The 16,573-nt window shown below is 36.1% G+C and carries 15 protein-coding genes; 2 read left to right on the top strand and 13 right to left on the bottom strand.

Annotation, left to right across the window (positions count from 1 at the left end; genetic code table 11):
- Window positions 1–1,448 precede the first annotated feature (1,448 nt).
- Window positions 1,449–2,147, top strand: a complete 699-nt coding sequence (locus MUW73_RS02395) for a hypothetical protein (RefSeq protein WP_243017939.1) — start codon at window positions 1,449–1,451, stop codon at window positions 2,145–2,147.
- A gap of 16 nt (window positions 2,148–2,163) precedes the next feature.
- On the opposite strand, the gene MUW73_RS02390 is transcribed toward MUW73_RS02395, so the two are convergent.
- From MUW73_RS02390 to MUW73_RS02330, 13 genes are all read right to left on the bottom strand, one after another.
- Window positions 2,164–3,330: a serine hydrolase domain-containing protein gene (locus MUW73_RS02390; protein WP_243017938.1), complete on the bottom strand. Its 1,167-nt coding sequence runs from the start codon at window positions 3,328–3,330 to the stop codon at window positions 2,164–2,166.
- A 230-nt stretch (window positions 3,331–3,560) separates the two neighbouring features.
- Window positions 3,561–3,848, bottom strand: coding sequence for a cell division protein ZapA (locus tag MUW73_RS02385; RefSeq protein WP_243017937.1), 288 nt, complete (start codon window positions 3,846–3,848; stop codon window positions 3,561–3,563).
- Window positions 3,849–3,850: 2 nt separating this feature from the next.
- Window positions 3,851–4,135, bottom strand: coding sequence for a hypothetical protein (locus MUW73_RS02380; RefSeq protein ID WP_243017936.1), 285 nt, complete (start codon window positions 4,133–4,135; stop codon window positions 3,851–3,853).
- Complete coding sequence (gene pheT, locus MUW73_RS02375) at window positions 4,116–6,515, bottom strand: phenylalanine--tRNA ligase subunit beta (protein WP_243017935.1); 2,400 nt, start codon at window positions 6,513–6,515, stop codon at window positions 4,116–4,118. The genes MUW73_RS02380 and pheT overlap by 20 nt, the downstream gene beginning before the upstream one ends.
- Before the next feature lie 287 nt (window positions 6,516–6,802).
- Window positions 6,803–8,086: a malic enzyme-like NAD(P)-binding protein gene (locus tag MUW73_RS02370; protein WP_243017934.1), complete on the bottom strand. Its 1,284-nt coding sequence runs from the start codon at window positions 8,084–8,086 to the stop codon at window positions 6,803–6,805.
- Window positions 8,087–8,416: 330 nt separating this feature from the next.
- Entirely contained in the window at window positions 8,417–9,508 is a 1,092-nt protein-coding gene (gene rlmN, locus MUW73_RS02365; RefSeq protein ID WP_243017933.1) for a 23S rRNA (adenine(2503)-C(2))-methyltransferase RlmN, read from the bottom strand.
- Window positions 9,509–9,771: 263 nt separating this feature from the next.
- Window positions 9,772–10,806, bottom strand: coding sequence for an Rpn family recombination-promoting nuclease/putative transposase (locus MUW73_RS02360; RefSeq protein ID WP_243575218.1), 1,035 nt, complete (start codon window positions 10,804–10,806; stop codon window positions 9,772–9,774).
- 101 nt (window positions 10,807–10,907) lie between these two features.
- Window positions 10,908–11,771, bottom strand: coding sequence for a CPBP family intramembrane glutamic endopeptidase (locus MUW73_RS02355; RefSeq protein WP_243017931.1), 864 nt, complete (start codon window positions 11,769–11,771; stop codon window positions 10,908–10,910).
- A gap of 333 nt (window positions 11,772–12,104) precedes the next feature.
- A complete protein-coding gene (gene ychF, locus MUW73_RS02350; RefSeq protein ID WP_243017930.1) occupies window positions 12,105–13,202 on the bottom strand; it encodes a redox-regulated ATPase YchF in 1,098 nt (365 codons plus the stop codon).
- A gap of 24 nt (window positions 13,203–13,226) precedes the next feature.
- Entirely contained in the window at window positions 13,227–13,532 is a 306-nt protein-coding gene (locus MUW73_RS02345) for a DUF3276 family protein (protein WP_243017929.1), read from the bottom strand.
- Between the two features lie 42 nt (window positions 13,533–13,574).
- The gene (locus tag MUW73_RS02340) at window positions 13,575–13,919 is read right to left on the bottom strand and encodes a 4Fe-4S dicluster domain-containing protein (RefSeq protein ID WP_243017928.1); all 345 of its coding nucleotides are present in this window, start codon (window positions 13,917–13,919) and stop codon (window positions 13,575–13,577) included.
- A gap of 82 nt (window positions 13,920–14,001) precedes the next feature.
- Window positions 14,002–14,472, bottom strand: coding sequence for a transcription elongation factor GreA (greA, locus tag MUW73_RS02335; protein WP_243017927.1), 471 nt, complete (start codon window positions 14,470–14,472; stop codon window positions 14,002–14,004).
- A 122-nt stretch (window positions 14,473–14,594) separates the two neighbouring features.
- Window positions 14,595–14,759 carry a hypothetical protein gene (locus MUW73_RS02330; protein ID WP_243017926.1) on the bottom strand — a complete coding sequence of 55 codons (165 nt, stop codon included), beginning with the start codon at window positions 14,757–14,759 and terminating at the stop codon, window positions 14,595–14,597.
- A 429-nt stretch (window positions 14,760–15,188) separates the two neighbouring features.
- Here MUW73_RS02330 and MUW73_RS02325 point away from each other — a divergent pair, with 429 nt between their 5' ends.
- Window positions 15,189–16,379, top strand: coding sequence for a phosphoglycerate kinase (locus tag MUW73_RS02325; RefSeq protein WP_243017925.1), 1,191 nt, complete (start codon window positions 15,189–15,191; stop codon window positions 16,377–16,379).
- Window positions 16,380–16,573: the final 194 nt, after the last annotated feature.

Here is a 16,573-nt window from a genome sequence, read left to right as displayed (position 1 = left end):
TTTTCTTTTCATCTGTAAAAGCCGCTTGCTGATCGCACTTTTTTTAAAGGGTGCGTTTTTTTACTAGCATAAGCCATAGTGATGAATGGAAATCGCTGTTTGCTTAATTACTATACGGTTGTAAACGTTTTAACTCCATTTCTTTGATCTTACAATCAAGATTTTTTTAATAGAAAGCTTTAAATAGCTTTATATAATAATTTGGATGTATTTGTAATTATCCTAGACTGTATCTATTATTTATGTCTTTTTGGAGACAATTAACCACATACTATGCCATAATTGGCTCTAGTTCAAGATAATAAAGTTTTCCAAACATTGGACATAAAAGATAATTCCTCAAAATCTATATAATAGCGGTAAGGAATGTGAGTTACTTACCCAAGTCGTGAATAGATACTATTCATTCTCTTAATCGCGTAAACAAAACTAAACTGTGAAATAAATGTTTTTATGGACTACTATTTACAAGAACTAAAATAATCTGCTAAAATAATTAGGATAATACAAATAAATTATAGATATTTGTCTAGTTTATTTGTTAATCTAACGATTAGATAGGTAGTATTTGCTTAGTGATGTCGTCGTAATAGTATCCTAATAAATAACGGACTTTTTGAGAAGTTGTAATAAAGCAGGCTAGCCAAGCCAAGCTTAGCGACTAGAATAGTATCTATTAAAGGCTATCGTTAGAGTGTAGGTATAAACAAGCTTTTTGTACAACATTGTTATTTCTGTAGCTCAGTGGTACGGAACAGTTTTTATACCAATTTTTGCTTGTCACAAGTTTTAAAAAAGATTTTTTTGTGCGTAGCCTTGTCATAATGCTGAATGAATACCGTAAAAGCACAAGCTTTCTCTATAGTGCTGAACAGCTTGTTTGAACCCACTGAACGGATGCGTTCTGTTTTTGCAGTTCTAATAGGTGATTTACCAAACTTTTTACAGAGAGCTTGGTTTTTTGCTTACGTTTTTATCAAGCAAAAAGTGGTATAAAAAATGCTTTTTACCAAAGTGGCAAACAGACAATGGCGTCAACTTAAGATATATATTTAATTGATTAGTAGATACAATGATATAAAAAAAGAGTTATAATCAAATAAAAAAACAATAAAAATTTTTTAAGTTGACCCCATTGGGGGGCAGATACATAAAATTTATGTACAAAGCATATACAAGTATACCAGAAAAATTTATTACTGGTTACATCTTATTTTATTTAATCTTTACTGTAAAGTGACTCGTTAACTGTATGCTTACTATTTGTTATGTTCGTGCTGCAACGAATTATACCGCGCTGGTACTTTCTATAATGCTATTTTGTTTGATCCTTGTTTTTTTAATGGCTTCACTCAGACAGCTTGAATCGCTTGATCAAGCAAATAATAGCTAAGAATATTTCTAAAATATTAATTAGTTAGCTTAGTTAGCTACGATAAAATAAGTTTATGAAAAAAAATTATACGAAGGAATATACAATAAATTTTCTTATTAACAAATATAATAAGCTAAAGAGTAATCACATACAATTTTTTTTGTTTATAGCTATCTTACTACTAGGTGCGTGTACTAGTAGAAAGAGGATCAATGAATGTGGAGGGGCCAATTCTCTCACGAGAATGCGTCAGTCTATTAATAAGACACCTGAGGAACTTGGTGAGGAATTTCAGATGCATATTAATAAAATTTGTCAAGCTATTGGTGAAGGTACTAAAAATTTTGATAAAGATTATCCTATTCCAGCTTTGCTTGGCTCATCTCTATTCGAACGGTTACCAGAGATACAAGAATATTACATACTTTGTTCTATTTTAGAAAATTACATACCGATAAGTGTACAAGGGGGGGGAAATCGTTTATTACCTAAACTTGGTTATTATGCGGGGTATTATGGTAAAAAAATTTTTTACGGCTCTGGCAAGGAACGATACACTGACTTAGATAATAGGTCAAATAATACTTTGAATAATAATAATTGGCTTAGTTACGTTCTTGATATATCGGTTAAATCGAGTGCTTCATATTTATTTGGCTCATTGGGCATTCCATTGGGATATGTCTTCGTATCTATTTTAAAGCATTATCACTTTGATGCGTCCGCTAATACTCAACCAAAAGCTCAAGCTAATGACAATAAGCAGGAATAGATGCCCAGGTCTTTCTTTATTTGTAAATCAAATTCAATATTTGATTTCTTAGTCTGCTTGTCATGTTCATTGTTTCTTCTTCTGGCTTAGCCTGATTAGTCGCTAAAACTATAGATATGTTTTTAGTGGGAAGGTACCAGGCTTCTTCACCAAAATATGATTCTGGACTAATACAATATAAAATCTCTTTACGATTAGAAGCTAAAGGTATAATATACAATCCATATCCATAATTGACCTCTACCCATTCTTGTTTTGCACATGGCTCCTTATAACCTAATTGTTTAAGCATATTTAATGTAATATCGGAGAATTGGCAACATGTATCTATTGCAGAATGTGCTTGTGTCATTTGATCATAAGATGCTTTGCTTACTATTTTCATAGTATGCAAGGCCATATTCCACTTGTATATATCTTCTACAGCAGACACAACACCTCCATCTCCAAAGGGCAGTAGAGGCTTATAAGAGACTTGTTTATCTTTACTAGTTAGATCATTAAGGTTTTGCTTAAAACTTGGTAAAAAAGTATTGTGCATATCTAAGGGCTTAAATAAATTTTCTTTAAAAAATACATTTAATGGTTGCTTACTAATATTTTCAATAATCATACCAAGGATAAAATAATCTGTAGCAGATGCATAAACAACTTGGTCTATCCCATAAAAAAGCACTTTATTTGCTGCATAACCTAATACTTTTCTTTTAAAAGTTTGCTCATCTATTTTTGCATCAAAATCAATATAATATTTATTATTATATCTATATGAAGCCATACCAGTTCTGTGGCTTAATAGATGATGTATAGTGGCTTGGTTAGCCCAAGCAGGAGGTTGGCTATTAGGCCAATCATGAGCTGGTATATGTTGTATGATAGGATCATTTAGCCTTAACTTATTTTGTTCGTGCAAAAGCATAATAGCGGCTGCGGTCATTGTTTTTGTAATCTCAATGGTTTGAATCTGTAATCTCCGTGCTATAATCTGCTTATTTTTACTTTTAAGAGAACTAGATGGACCTTGTGCCAGCACTTTATTGGGTGTAGCTACATGGTATATGGTACTAATATTTGGCTTTTTAGTAAGGTATGCCTCTATGTTAGATGCTAAACTAGATATTTCTGCCAAGGTCTTAGTATTAAATAGTCCCATAAAGATTATGGTTAGTAATTTTTTATTCATTTTCATATTTATATCTATTTTTAATAATTAAATTTTACAAATTATACCAATAATAATTGGGTATATATTGCTTCACGCAATTGGCAAAAAAAGTTTTTTATATTACTTTTTGCTTGATACAAAAGTAGACAAAAAATCAAGCCCTGGGTAAAAATTTGCAGCCCCTCTCTATTGCAAGGGCTGTTTTTTTAGATACACTCCTGCTACAGTAGGGAATGGATGATTTGATATTAAGCCAATGTTTCTTCCATAGCATCACTCCAATGGTGTATCTTCGCCATCAATTGATTTACTTTTGTGCTGTCTGATTCTTGGATTTTTAAATAGCCTACTAGGCAGTCAAATGCTACCATAGCCAGTAAATCTTGCTGATCTTGAATACCTAAATCTTTTTGATAATCTTTGATCCGTTCGGCTAGTATTTTACTGGCTGCTCTTACAAAGGTTTCATCTTCCGGTTGTACTTTCATCGGATAGATACGATCGCTAATCTTAATTTTTATAGAGAGTGGTTGCATGTTTATGTTTGTTCAAAATAGGTTAAACAGAGATCTATTTCTTTGATATAATGATTAATCTGTCGTACTAAATCTTGATCCAATGCAACAAGGGTATTTTTTGGTGTAGTGGATAGATTGCTTTTTGAAGTCTCTAATAAATGCTTTAATTTCTTATTTTCCTCTGTTAATGTTATAATTTGTTTTTGGCATTCGGCATAAGAGGCTAGTAGTTGTCTAAGTAATTTTTCAAAGCGCTCTATTTCAAGGTGATCCTCTTTAGAGGACTTATTGTCTAATAATGACATTTAAATCACGTTCAAAAGCCTGCATCAGTTGATGCATGATTTGGTCAATAGCTTGCTCATGTAGTGTTTTGTCTCTATCCTGTAGCGTAAACCTAATCGCATAAGATTTTTTATCTGCTGGCAGATTGCCCCCTTCGTAGACATCAAACAGCTGAACTTCCTGAATATTTTTATGTCCCTGCTTGGAAATTAAATCTTTTATCTTTTGAAATACAATCGTTTTATCTACTATTAAAGAAAGGTCTCTGGTAACAGCAGGAAATCTAGAAATAGGTTCATACACTTTATTAGATCTACTGATCTTTAACAAATGGTTCCAATCAATATCTGCAAAAAAAACCGATTGTCCCAAGGAAAAATAATCTATAATGGATGGGTGGACTTCACCAAAAGTCACTACGACTACTTCTTTATCTACTCCTTCAACCCCTTGGCTATAGAATGGGTGGGTTACTGATCTATAAGATAGATCCATAAGGCCCAGCTTTTGCATCAGTTGTTCTATAGTAGTGCGTATGTTTTGCAATGTTATAGGGCCTAGTTGGCGTACCCAGTTGGGTAATTCTATTTGACCAGTGAGCCAAAGGGCTAATCTTTTAGCTTCTTTATAGGATGCATCGCCTTTGTGATAGATGGTACCCCGTTCAAATAACTTTACATCATATTGACGGCGTGCAAGATTGTAGGCGATGACTTCTAGTCCACTAAAGAGCAAAGTAGGCCGTAAGATATTGGTAGATGCGCTCAGTGGATTTAGAATAGAGATTGCTTGTTGAGGCATACCTATGGTTGTATAGGCCTCTTTGGTTAAAGAATTCGTGCATATTTCATAGTAGCCATTGGCGACCAATATTTTACTAATTTCTTCTTCTAATTTATAGGCCTTATCTGTGCTATTTTCAGGGGATAGGTAAGTAGTCGCTAAGCGGTTTGGGATATGCTCATAGCCATATATGCGTGCAATTTCCTCAATAAGATCTGCTTTTCTAGTTACATCTACCCTGTAGGGTGGTACGTTTGCCGTAAAGCCTTCATCTGTTTCTGCTGCAATAGCTATTTCTAAATCTGTTAGTATTTGTTGGATGGTGCTTCGGTCAATTGCTTTACCTAGGCATCGGGTAATCTCTGCATAAGTAATAGGAATGTTAAAATGAGCCAATGGCTTTGGATAATATTCGATTACTTGGCATGCTGTTGCGGATGGTATCAGTTCTTGTAACAATAGTGCCGCTCTTTTTAGCGCATAAGGGGAGATATTGGGATCTGTTCCGCGTTCAAATCGAAAAGAAGCATCCGTTTTCAGGGCATGGTATTGGGCAGCACGACGTATAACGGCTGGGTTAAAATAGGCACTTTCTATAAAAATATGCCGAGTGGCATCCGTGATACGTGTACGGAGCCCCCCCAGAATACCAGCCATGGCTATAGGACCTGTTGTATCACAAATCATTAGCTCATGACCAGCTAATTTTCTTTCTACACCATCTAACCCTGTAAATAAGGTGTCTGCAGGGCATAGTTGAACTATAAGTGACTGACCAGTAAGGGTGTCATAATCAAAAGCATGTAAGGGTTGCCCCAATTCATGTAGTACAAAGTTGGTTACGTCTACTACATTGTTAATAGGTTTTATACCAATCCGTAATAACCTGTTGCGAAGCCATTCAGGAGAGGATTGAATAGTGGTGTTTTTAATTAATAGACCACTATACCGTGGACATAGGGTATTATCTACGCTGCTTATCTTTAAGGGCCAGTCACATGGTATGCCATTAAAAGCCTTAATAGATGGCAAGGTAGTCGGAAGATGTAAAATAGCTTTTAGCTCCCTAGCTATACCTAGGTGGGAGCAGGCATCTGCTCGATTGGGTGTAAGCTCGATCTCTATTATTTCATCTAGTAGCTCTTTAAAATAGTCTTTAGCAGGGGTTCCAGCAGGTAAGGTGGTCTCTAATACCAGAATGCCATCATGTGCTGGGCTTAGGCCTATTTCATCTTCCGCACAAATCATGCCTTCAGAGACCACACCCCTAATTTTAACTTTTTTAATTTGAAAAGGCAGTTGGTTGGCATAATGGTAAATGGTACTCCCTACTGGAGCTACTACTACCTTCTGTCCAACGGCTACATTCAAGGCCCCACAAACAATGGTGGATGGCCTATCTGATCCAATATCTACTAAGGTTTTCTTTAATCTATCTGCATTAGGGTGGGGGAGGCAGGATACAATATCACCTATTATAAGTCCCTCTAAACCACCTTTAATAGTAGGGTATATATGGGTTACTTCTAATCCCCTTTGGGTTAAAAGCGGAGCTATTTCCGATGCTGTTAAAGAAACATTAATATAGGACTTTAGCCAATTGAGTGATATCTTCATATTTTGGTAATCAATCTATTCATATCATAATGGCCATGTACGCCAAAAAAGAAAACATGCCCCTTGTAAAAAGTTGCGATTAGAAGGTAAGGCTTACTTACAGCTGAAATAGAAAAACAGTCTTTTTCTTGATAAAGAAGTAAGCAAAAAATCAAGCACTGATCGTAACTCTTTCCAAAGGCGTGTTTTTTCTTAGCGTTACCATACTACTGAATGGATACGTAAGGAGTGATTGCTGATCACAATTATCTTACAAGAGGCGCTTTGCGTACAAATGGCCATAGCTTTTAATTTTGTTTCTCTATCCGTTCTAATAACCCTCTGCTATAAGTTTCCCAATCATGAATAGCCTTTCTAGCCACACCAGAATCTATAGCAGCCTGTGCAACAGCTATCGAAACGGTAGTAAGCAAACGTGCATCCATCGGTTTAGGCAGTAGATATTCTTTTCCAAAATGCATCGTTCCACCATAATACTTACGAACGCAAACAGGCACTTCTTCTTGTGCCAGTTTTTGGATAGCTTGTACAGCCGCTTGTTGCATGGCGCCATTAATCACCGAAGCACTTACATCTAAGGCACCTCTAAAAATGTAGGGAAAAGCAATTAAGTTATTGACTTGGTTAGGGTAATCGCTGCGTCCTGTAGCAAAGATAACATCTGGCCGGGTGGCCACAGCATCTTGATAAGAAATTTCTGGTAAAGGATTGGCTAGCCCAAAAATAATAGGGTCTTTGGCCATGCGTTCTATGCTTTGGCTCATCAATAGGTTACCAGAGGAAAGTCCTATAAAAACATCTGCCTCAGCAACCGCATCATGGAGGGTATGTATGGGACGATCTGTAGCAAAGGGTGATTTAATAGCGTCTAGGTCATCTCTATCCCGACGAATAACCCCTTTTCGATCACACATAACCATATGGTTTGGGTTGGCGCCTAAAGCAATTAAAAGTTTGGCGGTAGCTACCGCCCCCGCTCCAGCTCCACTAAAAACGATTTGTGCCTGTGCAAGATCTTTATTGACAATAAGCAAAGCGTTCAATAAAGCAGCTGTTGTTACAATAGCCGTAGCATGTTGGTCATCATGCATAACAGGTATATTCAATTGGTTGATGAGCGCTTTTTCAATCTCGAAGCATTCAGGTGCTTTAATATCTTCCAAGTTGAGTGCTCCAAAAGTAGGTGCCAAGGCTTTAATAATTCGTATTACATCATCAGGTGTAGTGGCATCAATTTCAAGGTCAAAAGCATCAACGTCAGCGAACCTTTTTAAGATCATCGCTTTGGCCTCCATAACCGGTTTAGCGGCTAAAGCACCAATAGCACCATACCCTAATACAGCTGTACCATTAGATATAATAGCTACTAAGTTTCCTTTATTGGTATACTGATAAACCTTTTCGCTAGAGGCAGCTATTTCTTCACAAATAGTACCCACACCAGGCGTATAAGCAGTGATGATATCACGAGGTGTATGAAGTGGTTTAGTGACAGAGGTGCCTATCTTACCAGCAGGAAATTGTGCATGATAGGCCAAAATTTCTTCTTTATTAACAACTGTTTTATGCATAATGTTGGTACTTTTATTGGTAAATAGTGGATATATGTGAGCTACATATGTGTTGAATAAATTGGTAAAAATGACTTTTTATGTTACTTTTTGTTTGTTCAAAACGTAACCAAACAATCAAGCGTTGATGAAAAAAATGGTGAAAGTAGAGTTTAACAGGAGCTTTGCTATATCACCCCCTACAACTATTTTGCTTTTCATCTGTAAACTATACTTTCTGATTACAACTTTTTCCAAGGGCGCGTTTTTGGTTAGCGATCCTACACCGCTGAATCCTTATCAACCAAGTTACTATTTTTCAATCATTTATACCAAAACTAGCCGTCTGAATCAGCTGCCTAGTTTAGGCTGCAGCTGTTTACTCCGCAATTGTCCACAAGCCGCATCAATATCTGTACCATGTTCCCCACGCACCACTGCATAAATCCCTTGTGCACGTAAGGTGGAAACAAAACGATGGATGGCTTTTGGGGTACTGCGTTTATAATGATCTAATTCATCTACAGGATTATAGGGAATAAGATTAACATGAATCAGATGTCGTTGCTTACGTGATATAATTAAATTAGCTAGCTCAAAAGCACATGTTTCTAAGTCATTTATATCTTTAAGTAGAATATACTCAAAGGTTACGCGTCTGTTTGTTATATTTAAGTAGTAATCAATGGCTTCCATAAGCTTTTCTATAGGAATAGCTTTGTTGAGCTTCATAATCTGTGTACGCAGTAGGTTATTGGCTGCATGTAAAGAAAGCGCAAGATTTACCTGTAGGCCTTCATGCGCGAAGGCTTTAATTTTGCGATCTAGTCCACTTGTAGAAACCGTAATATGGCGTGCACCAATAGCAAGCCCTTTTGCATGGTTAACAATATGTATAAAGCGTAACACATGGTCATAATTATCGAAAGGTTCGCCAATACCCATAACTACAATATGGCTAATTCTTTTCTGTGTTATATCCAACTTTTTTTGCATGTGGATCAGTTGCTCTACTATTTCACCTGTTGTTAAGTCTCTTTTTTTACTTAAAAGACCACTCGCACAAAAACTACAACCAATATTACACCCCACTTGTGTGGTGACACAAATAGATAGACCATAGTTATGTTCCATTAGAACTGTTTCAATTAAATGACCATCTCTCAGTTTGAACAAACACTTGATTGTTCCATCTTTAGCATATTGAACCTTATCTTCTGATATGGTTTTTAATACAAAATGCTCATCCAGTAGTGACCTGGTCGTTAAACTTAAGTCACTCATTTCACTAAAGCTACTCACTCGTTTTTGATAGAGCCATTTCCAAATTTGGGCAGCACGGAAGGCTTTTTCACTTCGTTCTTCGAGCCAAAGCAGCAACTCTTTTTCGGTTAAATTATAAATGGATTGGGTTGGTAAATAGTTTTCTAAGTCGTTCGACATAAAGTTGATTAAAAAAATATACTATCTTTTTCTTAATTGACTAGCGTCTCTTTTTTATGTAACCTGTACTTTGGGTCTGACCTTAAAAAGAAAAACGCTTCATGGAGCGGAATCACTAAACAAAAAAATAGAATAAAAATGGGTACCGGTATGAAATATTTAGAGGCATAGTTTAAAGTTACTGCAGCAACCTATTCTCTAAAAAATATTTATAAGATTAACCCGAGGGATCCGATTATTATTTCGGAACGCAGATACATAGACTAATCAAGTATCTTAATATCAGATAACGATAAACCAGTAAAACGTATAATTTTTTCTAGTGCTTCACCTTCCTGGAGCATTGCCTTAGCTATAGAACGTGCTTTTTCTTTTTCTCCTTCTAACCTACCTTCTAGCCTACCTTCTAGCCTGCCTTCTAACCTGCCTTCTAGCTTACCTTCTAGCTTACCTTCTAGCTTACCTTCTAGCTTACCTTCTAGCTTACCTTTTTGTTCTCCGAGTTGTATACCTTCTATTTTACCTTTCTCTTTACCTATTTGAATACCCTCTTGCCTGAATCGTTCTGCTAATGACATGGCTATTGCTTTTAATCTTGGATCAAGTAATTCAACTGCATTGGTATGATCGTCTATTGATAGTATATACCAAAGAATATTACTAATATAAGGAATATACCCTTTTTTTTCTAGATTGAGCAATAGTTGTTGGTGGTCAGGTAGCCACTTACAAAAGTCCCGATGGATACCTTGCTTTAGGATTAGTGAAGCTCCCGCTGCTTGTTTCCAAGTGAGTAGTTCTTCATTTGCTGTAATATGTAGATCTACTAAATGAAAACCTGCAAACATATAGCTTGCTACCTGTTTTAAATGAGGAAATAAATCATAAAAATTAGTAGGACCTTTATACGGCTTATTGCCATTGTACAAACAGATGTTTATGATAGCGGGTAAAGATGTGTTTCCATGTTCACTTATATGTTGTCTGATTAAGGCTGCATTATACTCTAAAAATCTCACTAGCATTAATGAATTTTCTTGAGACTGATGCTCTATGTGAACATAGAGGTAGTTTTGTGTACCCTTAATAAGGGCTTTAAACATACAGTCACTATTTCTGTTTTTACCTGTAGCGCTCACAAATTCTCTATTGGTCAATAGTAGGCTATTTTGGTCTATTTGATCGAAAATTTCTTTTGGCAACCTGGCTTCTAGAAAAGATAATGCTACGTCTTTTCTACCAAAGGTTTGCTTAAAAAATTTATCGTGTGGTTTGTTTGCTTTATTTTTTTTGTCCATTCAACTAATCGATTAAGATGGAGTATAGCTTGACAAAAACTATCTATTAATGATGGCTAATGTCATTAGCAATGGGTTTTATAAGCGGTCTATTAGCGATCTTAGGTAGCAATCGCCATAGGATAAGTAAATAGCAATATATGCAGTAAATTTAACCCAAAATGAACGATCATCGAACACACTATGCTACCGGTTTGGTAATAAGTATAGCCATATAAGCAACTGGCCATAGTTGCCAAGCCAACATAGGTAAGTCCTCCTTTAAAATGGGTCATACCAAATAGCGCAGAAGTGATGATAATAGCTAATAATCCGCTCTTACTACTGTATTTTTTTAACCCATTTTGTAATGCGTTTTGTACGCAGCCACGAAAAATGATTTCTTCTCCCATACAAACTAAAAAGAAATTATGCATCGCCCATACCCATATTATATCTGGCAGATGGGGCTCCAATACTATATGACCGCTTAGATAAGCGGGCATAAAGACCAATGGAATAGCACATAGATAGGGAAGAAGCGTATACTGTATTAACTTTTGATAGCTTAGGCTATGGTTTTTGTCCGACCAATAGCGATCACGCATAGCATAAAGAATGAGTATAACCATAGGCTGATCAAAGTTTAGATAGATTGAAAAGGGTATGGATAATGGTGATATTTTTACTTGATTGACCACCAATACACTCAAGAAACCGGGGAGACAATGGAGCGCCGTTGCGATTATAAACGCACATAGCATTACAGGTAATAAACGCTTTACGAATTGGTTTAGCGGCCAGTGTAAATAGATATAGCCCGCAGAGGTAAATAGCACCAAAAGAGCAAGCCCGATCGTGTGGATTAACCCTTGGTACCAAGCTGCTAAATTGGTTATTATTATTAATAGATAGGTAGGCTTTCTTTCTTTACAAAACAAAGTAACGATTATAGTACATCCTAAAAGAAAGTAGGCAGTGTTCATGCAATGGCGTCAAATTAAGGGTGATATTTTATTGATTACCAAATGATTTTTTAACGATAACGCATAGGTAAAATACATTTTTTAGGCTATTATGACCTTCTATAAAGGAATGTAGCGCTTCAGTAAAAATTTTGTTTTTGAACCATCTGTTTTTCAACGGGAAAATCATAAACGCAGCCCGCTATAGCGGCTTCAGGCAGATGATTTTCTGATCCACTGAAAAACAGATGGTTTATTTACTTTATTGTGTGCTACATTCCTTTATAGAAGGCTGATAGCCTCATGAAGTTGACGCCATTGAGTGTTCATGTGATATATGCAGTTTAGGTAAACCTACACATTAAAACGGAAAAGCATTACGTCACCATCTTGGACTATATAATCCTTACCTTCTATGCGTAGTTTGCCTGCCTCACGGCAGCTACTTTCACTTTTATAAGTTTTATAGTCCTCAAAAGCAATAACTTCTGCTTTAATAAATCCGCGTTGGAAATCTGTATGAATTACGCTGGCTGCTTGAGGGGCTTTGGTGCCTTTTTGAATGGTCCATGCCCGTACTTCTTGTGGCCCTACTGTAAAATAGGTAATTAGTTGCAACAAGGCATAAGCTGATTGAATCAGTTTATCTAATGCCGATTCTATCAGGTTATATTCCTTTAGAAAAAAAGATTTATCTTCATCGTTTAAGCCATTGAGTTGTGCTTCTAACGCGGTAGAACCCATAATTACCTTGCTATTTTCTTGAGCAATAGCTGCTTGTAAATCAGTCAAGTGAGGATTCTTTTTTCCCAGTATGGTGGCTTCATCTACGTTGGCAAAGTAAATAACAGGCTTGGCAGTTAAGAGTTGCCAATCATCTATCAATGGTTGATCTGCTGCAGCTACTTCAATGGTACGTGCATCACGACCCTCTTTTAATGCGGTTAAAAAGAAGTTTAAGAGTTCTAAGCTTCGTTGTTGTGTTTTAGGTCCTTGCTTGGCAAGCTTTCCTATTTTATCCAACCTTTTGCTTAAGCTATCGATATCCTTGCACCGGAGTTCATGGTCAATAATCTGTTTGTCAAAGATAGGGTCTACACCACCGGCTACGTGTATTACATCCTCATCTTCAAAACATCTGATTACATGTACAATTGCATCCACTTCTCGAATATGGCTAAGGAATTTATTACCCAGTCCTTCGCCTTGATGGGCATCTTTGACTAGTCCAGCTATATCTACAAATTCTATAACAGTAGGTATCTTATTTTTAGAATGGGCCAATTCGGCAAGTAATTCCATACGTGAATCTGGTACCGCTACTACGCCCACATTGGGCTCTATGGTACAAAAAGGGAAATTCGCAGAAGCCGCATTGCCATTTGATAACCCATTAAACAACATAGATTTGCCTACATTGGGCAAGCCAATAAGACCACATTTTAAAGCCATGAATCGAGTATATAGAATAAAAGCCTATTTGTTTAGATGTCCCTCTCCATTTCGATCAAATTGATCAAATTCATAATCAGCCATTAGATTTGTTTTAAGGTGATCAACTACCTCATTTAGCGCACGAATAAATTTATTCACATCTTCCTTATATAGAAAGATTTTATGTTTTTGATAAGACATGCCATCTGCTTCTGTTCTTTTCTTGCTTTCTGTGATGGTTAGGTAATAGTCTTTTCCTTTGGTTGACTTGATATCAAAGAAATAAACTCTTTTCCCTGCATTTACTCTTTTAGAATAAACTTCATCTGATCCTCTCTGTAATTCCACTGTATAATTGATTTTATATATAAAATATTTTTGTAAGCCTCTTTAACACCCATGTAAAAATTGCTTTTTTGCTAGTAATTCTTCCTTGGTTTCTGGGTGATCTAAGTCTAATACACAACAATCTACTGGGCAAACGGCTGCGCATTGAGGTTCTTCATGAAAACCTACACACTCCGTACATTTATCTGTAACAATATAAAATGTATCATCTACGTAAGGTGGCTGTGGTGTGGTGGCATCTAATAAGGCTCCTTTTATCTCCACTGTTTTCAATTGGGTACCATCGGCCCATTGCCAATCTATTCCGCCCTCATATATAGCCGTATTGGGGCACTCAACTGCACATGCACCGCAATTGATACATGCCTCTGTTATTCGTAAAGCCATAACTTCTAAAATTATTTTTATTCCTCAACTAAATTAATAGAAATAAAAGATTACAGCAACTTCTTTTATATAAAGATAATCTTTAAAGATCTAACCCGATTTTTAAAACTTCTAATTCAATGATACCAGAAGGGGTGTCAACCTTGGCGATTTCTCCTACTTTTTTACCTAGCAATCCTTTTCCCATAGGGGATTCAATAGATATCTTACCCTCCTTTAGATTTGCTTCACCCTGTGATACAAGCATAAAAACAGATTCTGTGCCTGTTTTTTTATTTCTGATTCGTGTTTTAGAAAGAATAGAAATTCTAGATAAGTCAATTTCACTCTCTTTTAACACCCTGGCATTGGCCACTAAAGTTTCTAAGGCAGCAATCTTGGCCTCTAATAGGCCTTGTGCATCTCTGGCAGCATCATATTCTGCATTTTCACTTAAATCTCCTTTTTTATGCGCTTCTGCTAGGTCATTGGCTACGCGCATGCGACCCTCGCTTTTTAACCAACTTAACTCCTTCTTCATGCGCTCTAATCCTTCTTCTGTATAATAGGTCATTGATATTCTATGTTTTATGATTTTAATTATTGTTTACAATGCTAATGATTCCATTGTTTGAGAATTTTTTTGCTATGGTTAGCTATCTGCTAAACGAATGCTCTATTTCCTTACTTTAATTATTAAAGAATTATAGATACAAATAGGAATAAGAAAGCAATAAATAACATGCTAAACTTATATCCTGAAAGTATGGGTATGACTACCACACCTCCATGCATACCTATAGCCAGCAGAGCCAATATTACAGCTAAAAATCTTGCAACTGCTTTCATATTACTTTTCATATTAATTGTATTTACAAAAGTTATGCTTTTAGTTTTTACTTTATTTTATTTTGTAGTACGCAAAATAGCCGCAAAAAAATAAAGATATTTTAGTTGTTTTCTATTAGGAATAACATAGCATTTTCTTCTTTTTAAAGCAGCGTTATCTGTGCCAGCGCATGGCCAAAGCGCTAATATAAAAAAATAAAAGACTAAAATAACGTATCTCTTGCCATTAGGTCTATTTAACCTAGAGACTAGCCATAGACTTGCTTTTGCAACCTGTATGCTGGGCCATTAGTACTTCGATCTGGTATTTACATGCTCTAAATTGCTTAGCATAAGTAAGCTGAGCAATAAGCCTAATATATAACACCTAACTATTTTAGGACTACCAAAATATTTTTTAAATTACTGGAGTGGTTCTAAAGTTAAATTAATTTCCTTTTCATGGTTGGTATTGAAGGAATTTCTTTTAAAGATAAAAAAGTACTCATAAGGGTTGATTTTAACGTGCCGATAACGGAGCAAGGTACCATTAGCGATGACCGACGTATTAGAGCTAGTTTGCCAACGATTCAAAAAGTAATCAAAGATGGTGGCATAGCTATTTTGCTTGCCCATTTTGGGAGACCTAAAAATGGCTATGAAGAACGCTATTCTTTAATGGGTGTTTTATCTATTTTGACTAGTTTATTGCAACAGCCTGTTGTTTTTCTAACTAGTTGTATAGGTGAAGCGGTAGAAGAACGTATAAAAACATTAGAACCAGGTAGTGTTTTATTATTTGAAAATATTCGTTTTCATAAAGAAGAAACAGTAGGGGATAGTCATTTTGCGCAAGCATTGGCTGCACTGGCAGATGTTTATATTAATGATGCTTTTGGTACCATTCATCGAAACCATGTTTCTATTAGTTTATTGCCCACTTACTTTAAAGAGCGTTATGCAGGCTATTTGCTGGAACAAGAGATAGCGGCTATTGATAAACTTTTTGCCACAGACCAAGCTCCTTTTGTGGCTATTATGGGTGGTAATAAACTGGTAGATAAAGCAAAACCTATTGAAGGTTTAATCCGTTATGTAGATCATATATTGATTGGGGGAGGGCTTATCTGCCCTTTTTTCTATGCAAAAGAGGTGCAAGGCTCTTTTGATAACTATGATCCAGCAGTAGCCATCGCCACTAAGTTATTTGATAAGCTGATGCACCATAAACATTGTAAATTGTGGTTGCCAACAGATGTTGTAATGGTTCCTGAAAGGAATAAAGAGGTTCAGTTATCTACCCTACTCCTTACGCATATACCCTATGGATCTACTATTGTAGACATTGGTCCAGCTGCCCAAGTCCACTTTACTACTTTGCTTGCAAAGGCTAAGACCATATTATGGGCTGGTCCTATTGGGGTATTTGAACGGGATAATTGTTTGGCTGGTACAGTGGCTATTGCAAAAGCTATTGCACAGGCAACTGAGCGAGGTGCCTATAGTATGGTAGGAGGAGGAGATACTGCTGCTGCCATGAAACAAATAGGATATGAAAATCATTTTTCCCACATTTGCACTGGGGGAAGTGCTTTACTCGCCTATATTGCAGCAGATAGAAAGTTACCTAGTTTAGAAGTGCTTAAGCAATAAGCTTCATACAAGTTTCATTAGCTTTTCTGTTTGGATGATAGGCTAAGTAGATATAGTTATTCAACTAGCTAAGATGAAGTAGCTATTGTTTCACAAAGAACAGCTATTTTTATTATTTTTACTGCGTGCTAAATTTTTTTGTATGCCTTCAAGTCTATGGCTGTTCTAGGGTTTCTGTTCACCACTATGGCTTA

It is taken from the genome of Candidatus Cardinium sp. cByotN1 (assembly GCF_022810525.1).
Taxonomy (GTDB): Bacteria; Bacteroidota; Bacteroidia; order Cytophagales; family Amoebophilaceae; genus Cardinium.
Note: the sequence above shows the minus strand (reverse complement) of the source record. Positions and strands in the feature narration are given on the sequence as shown.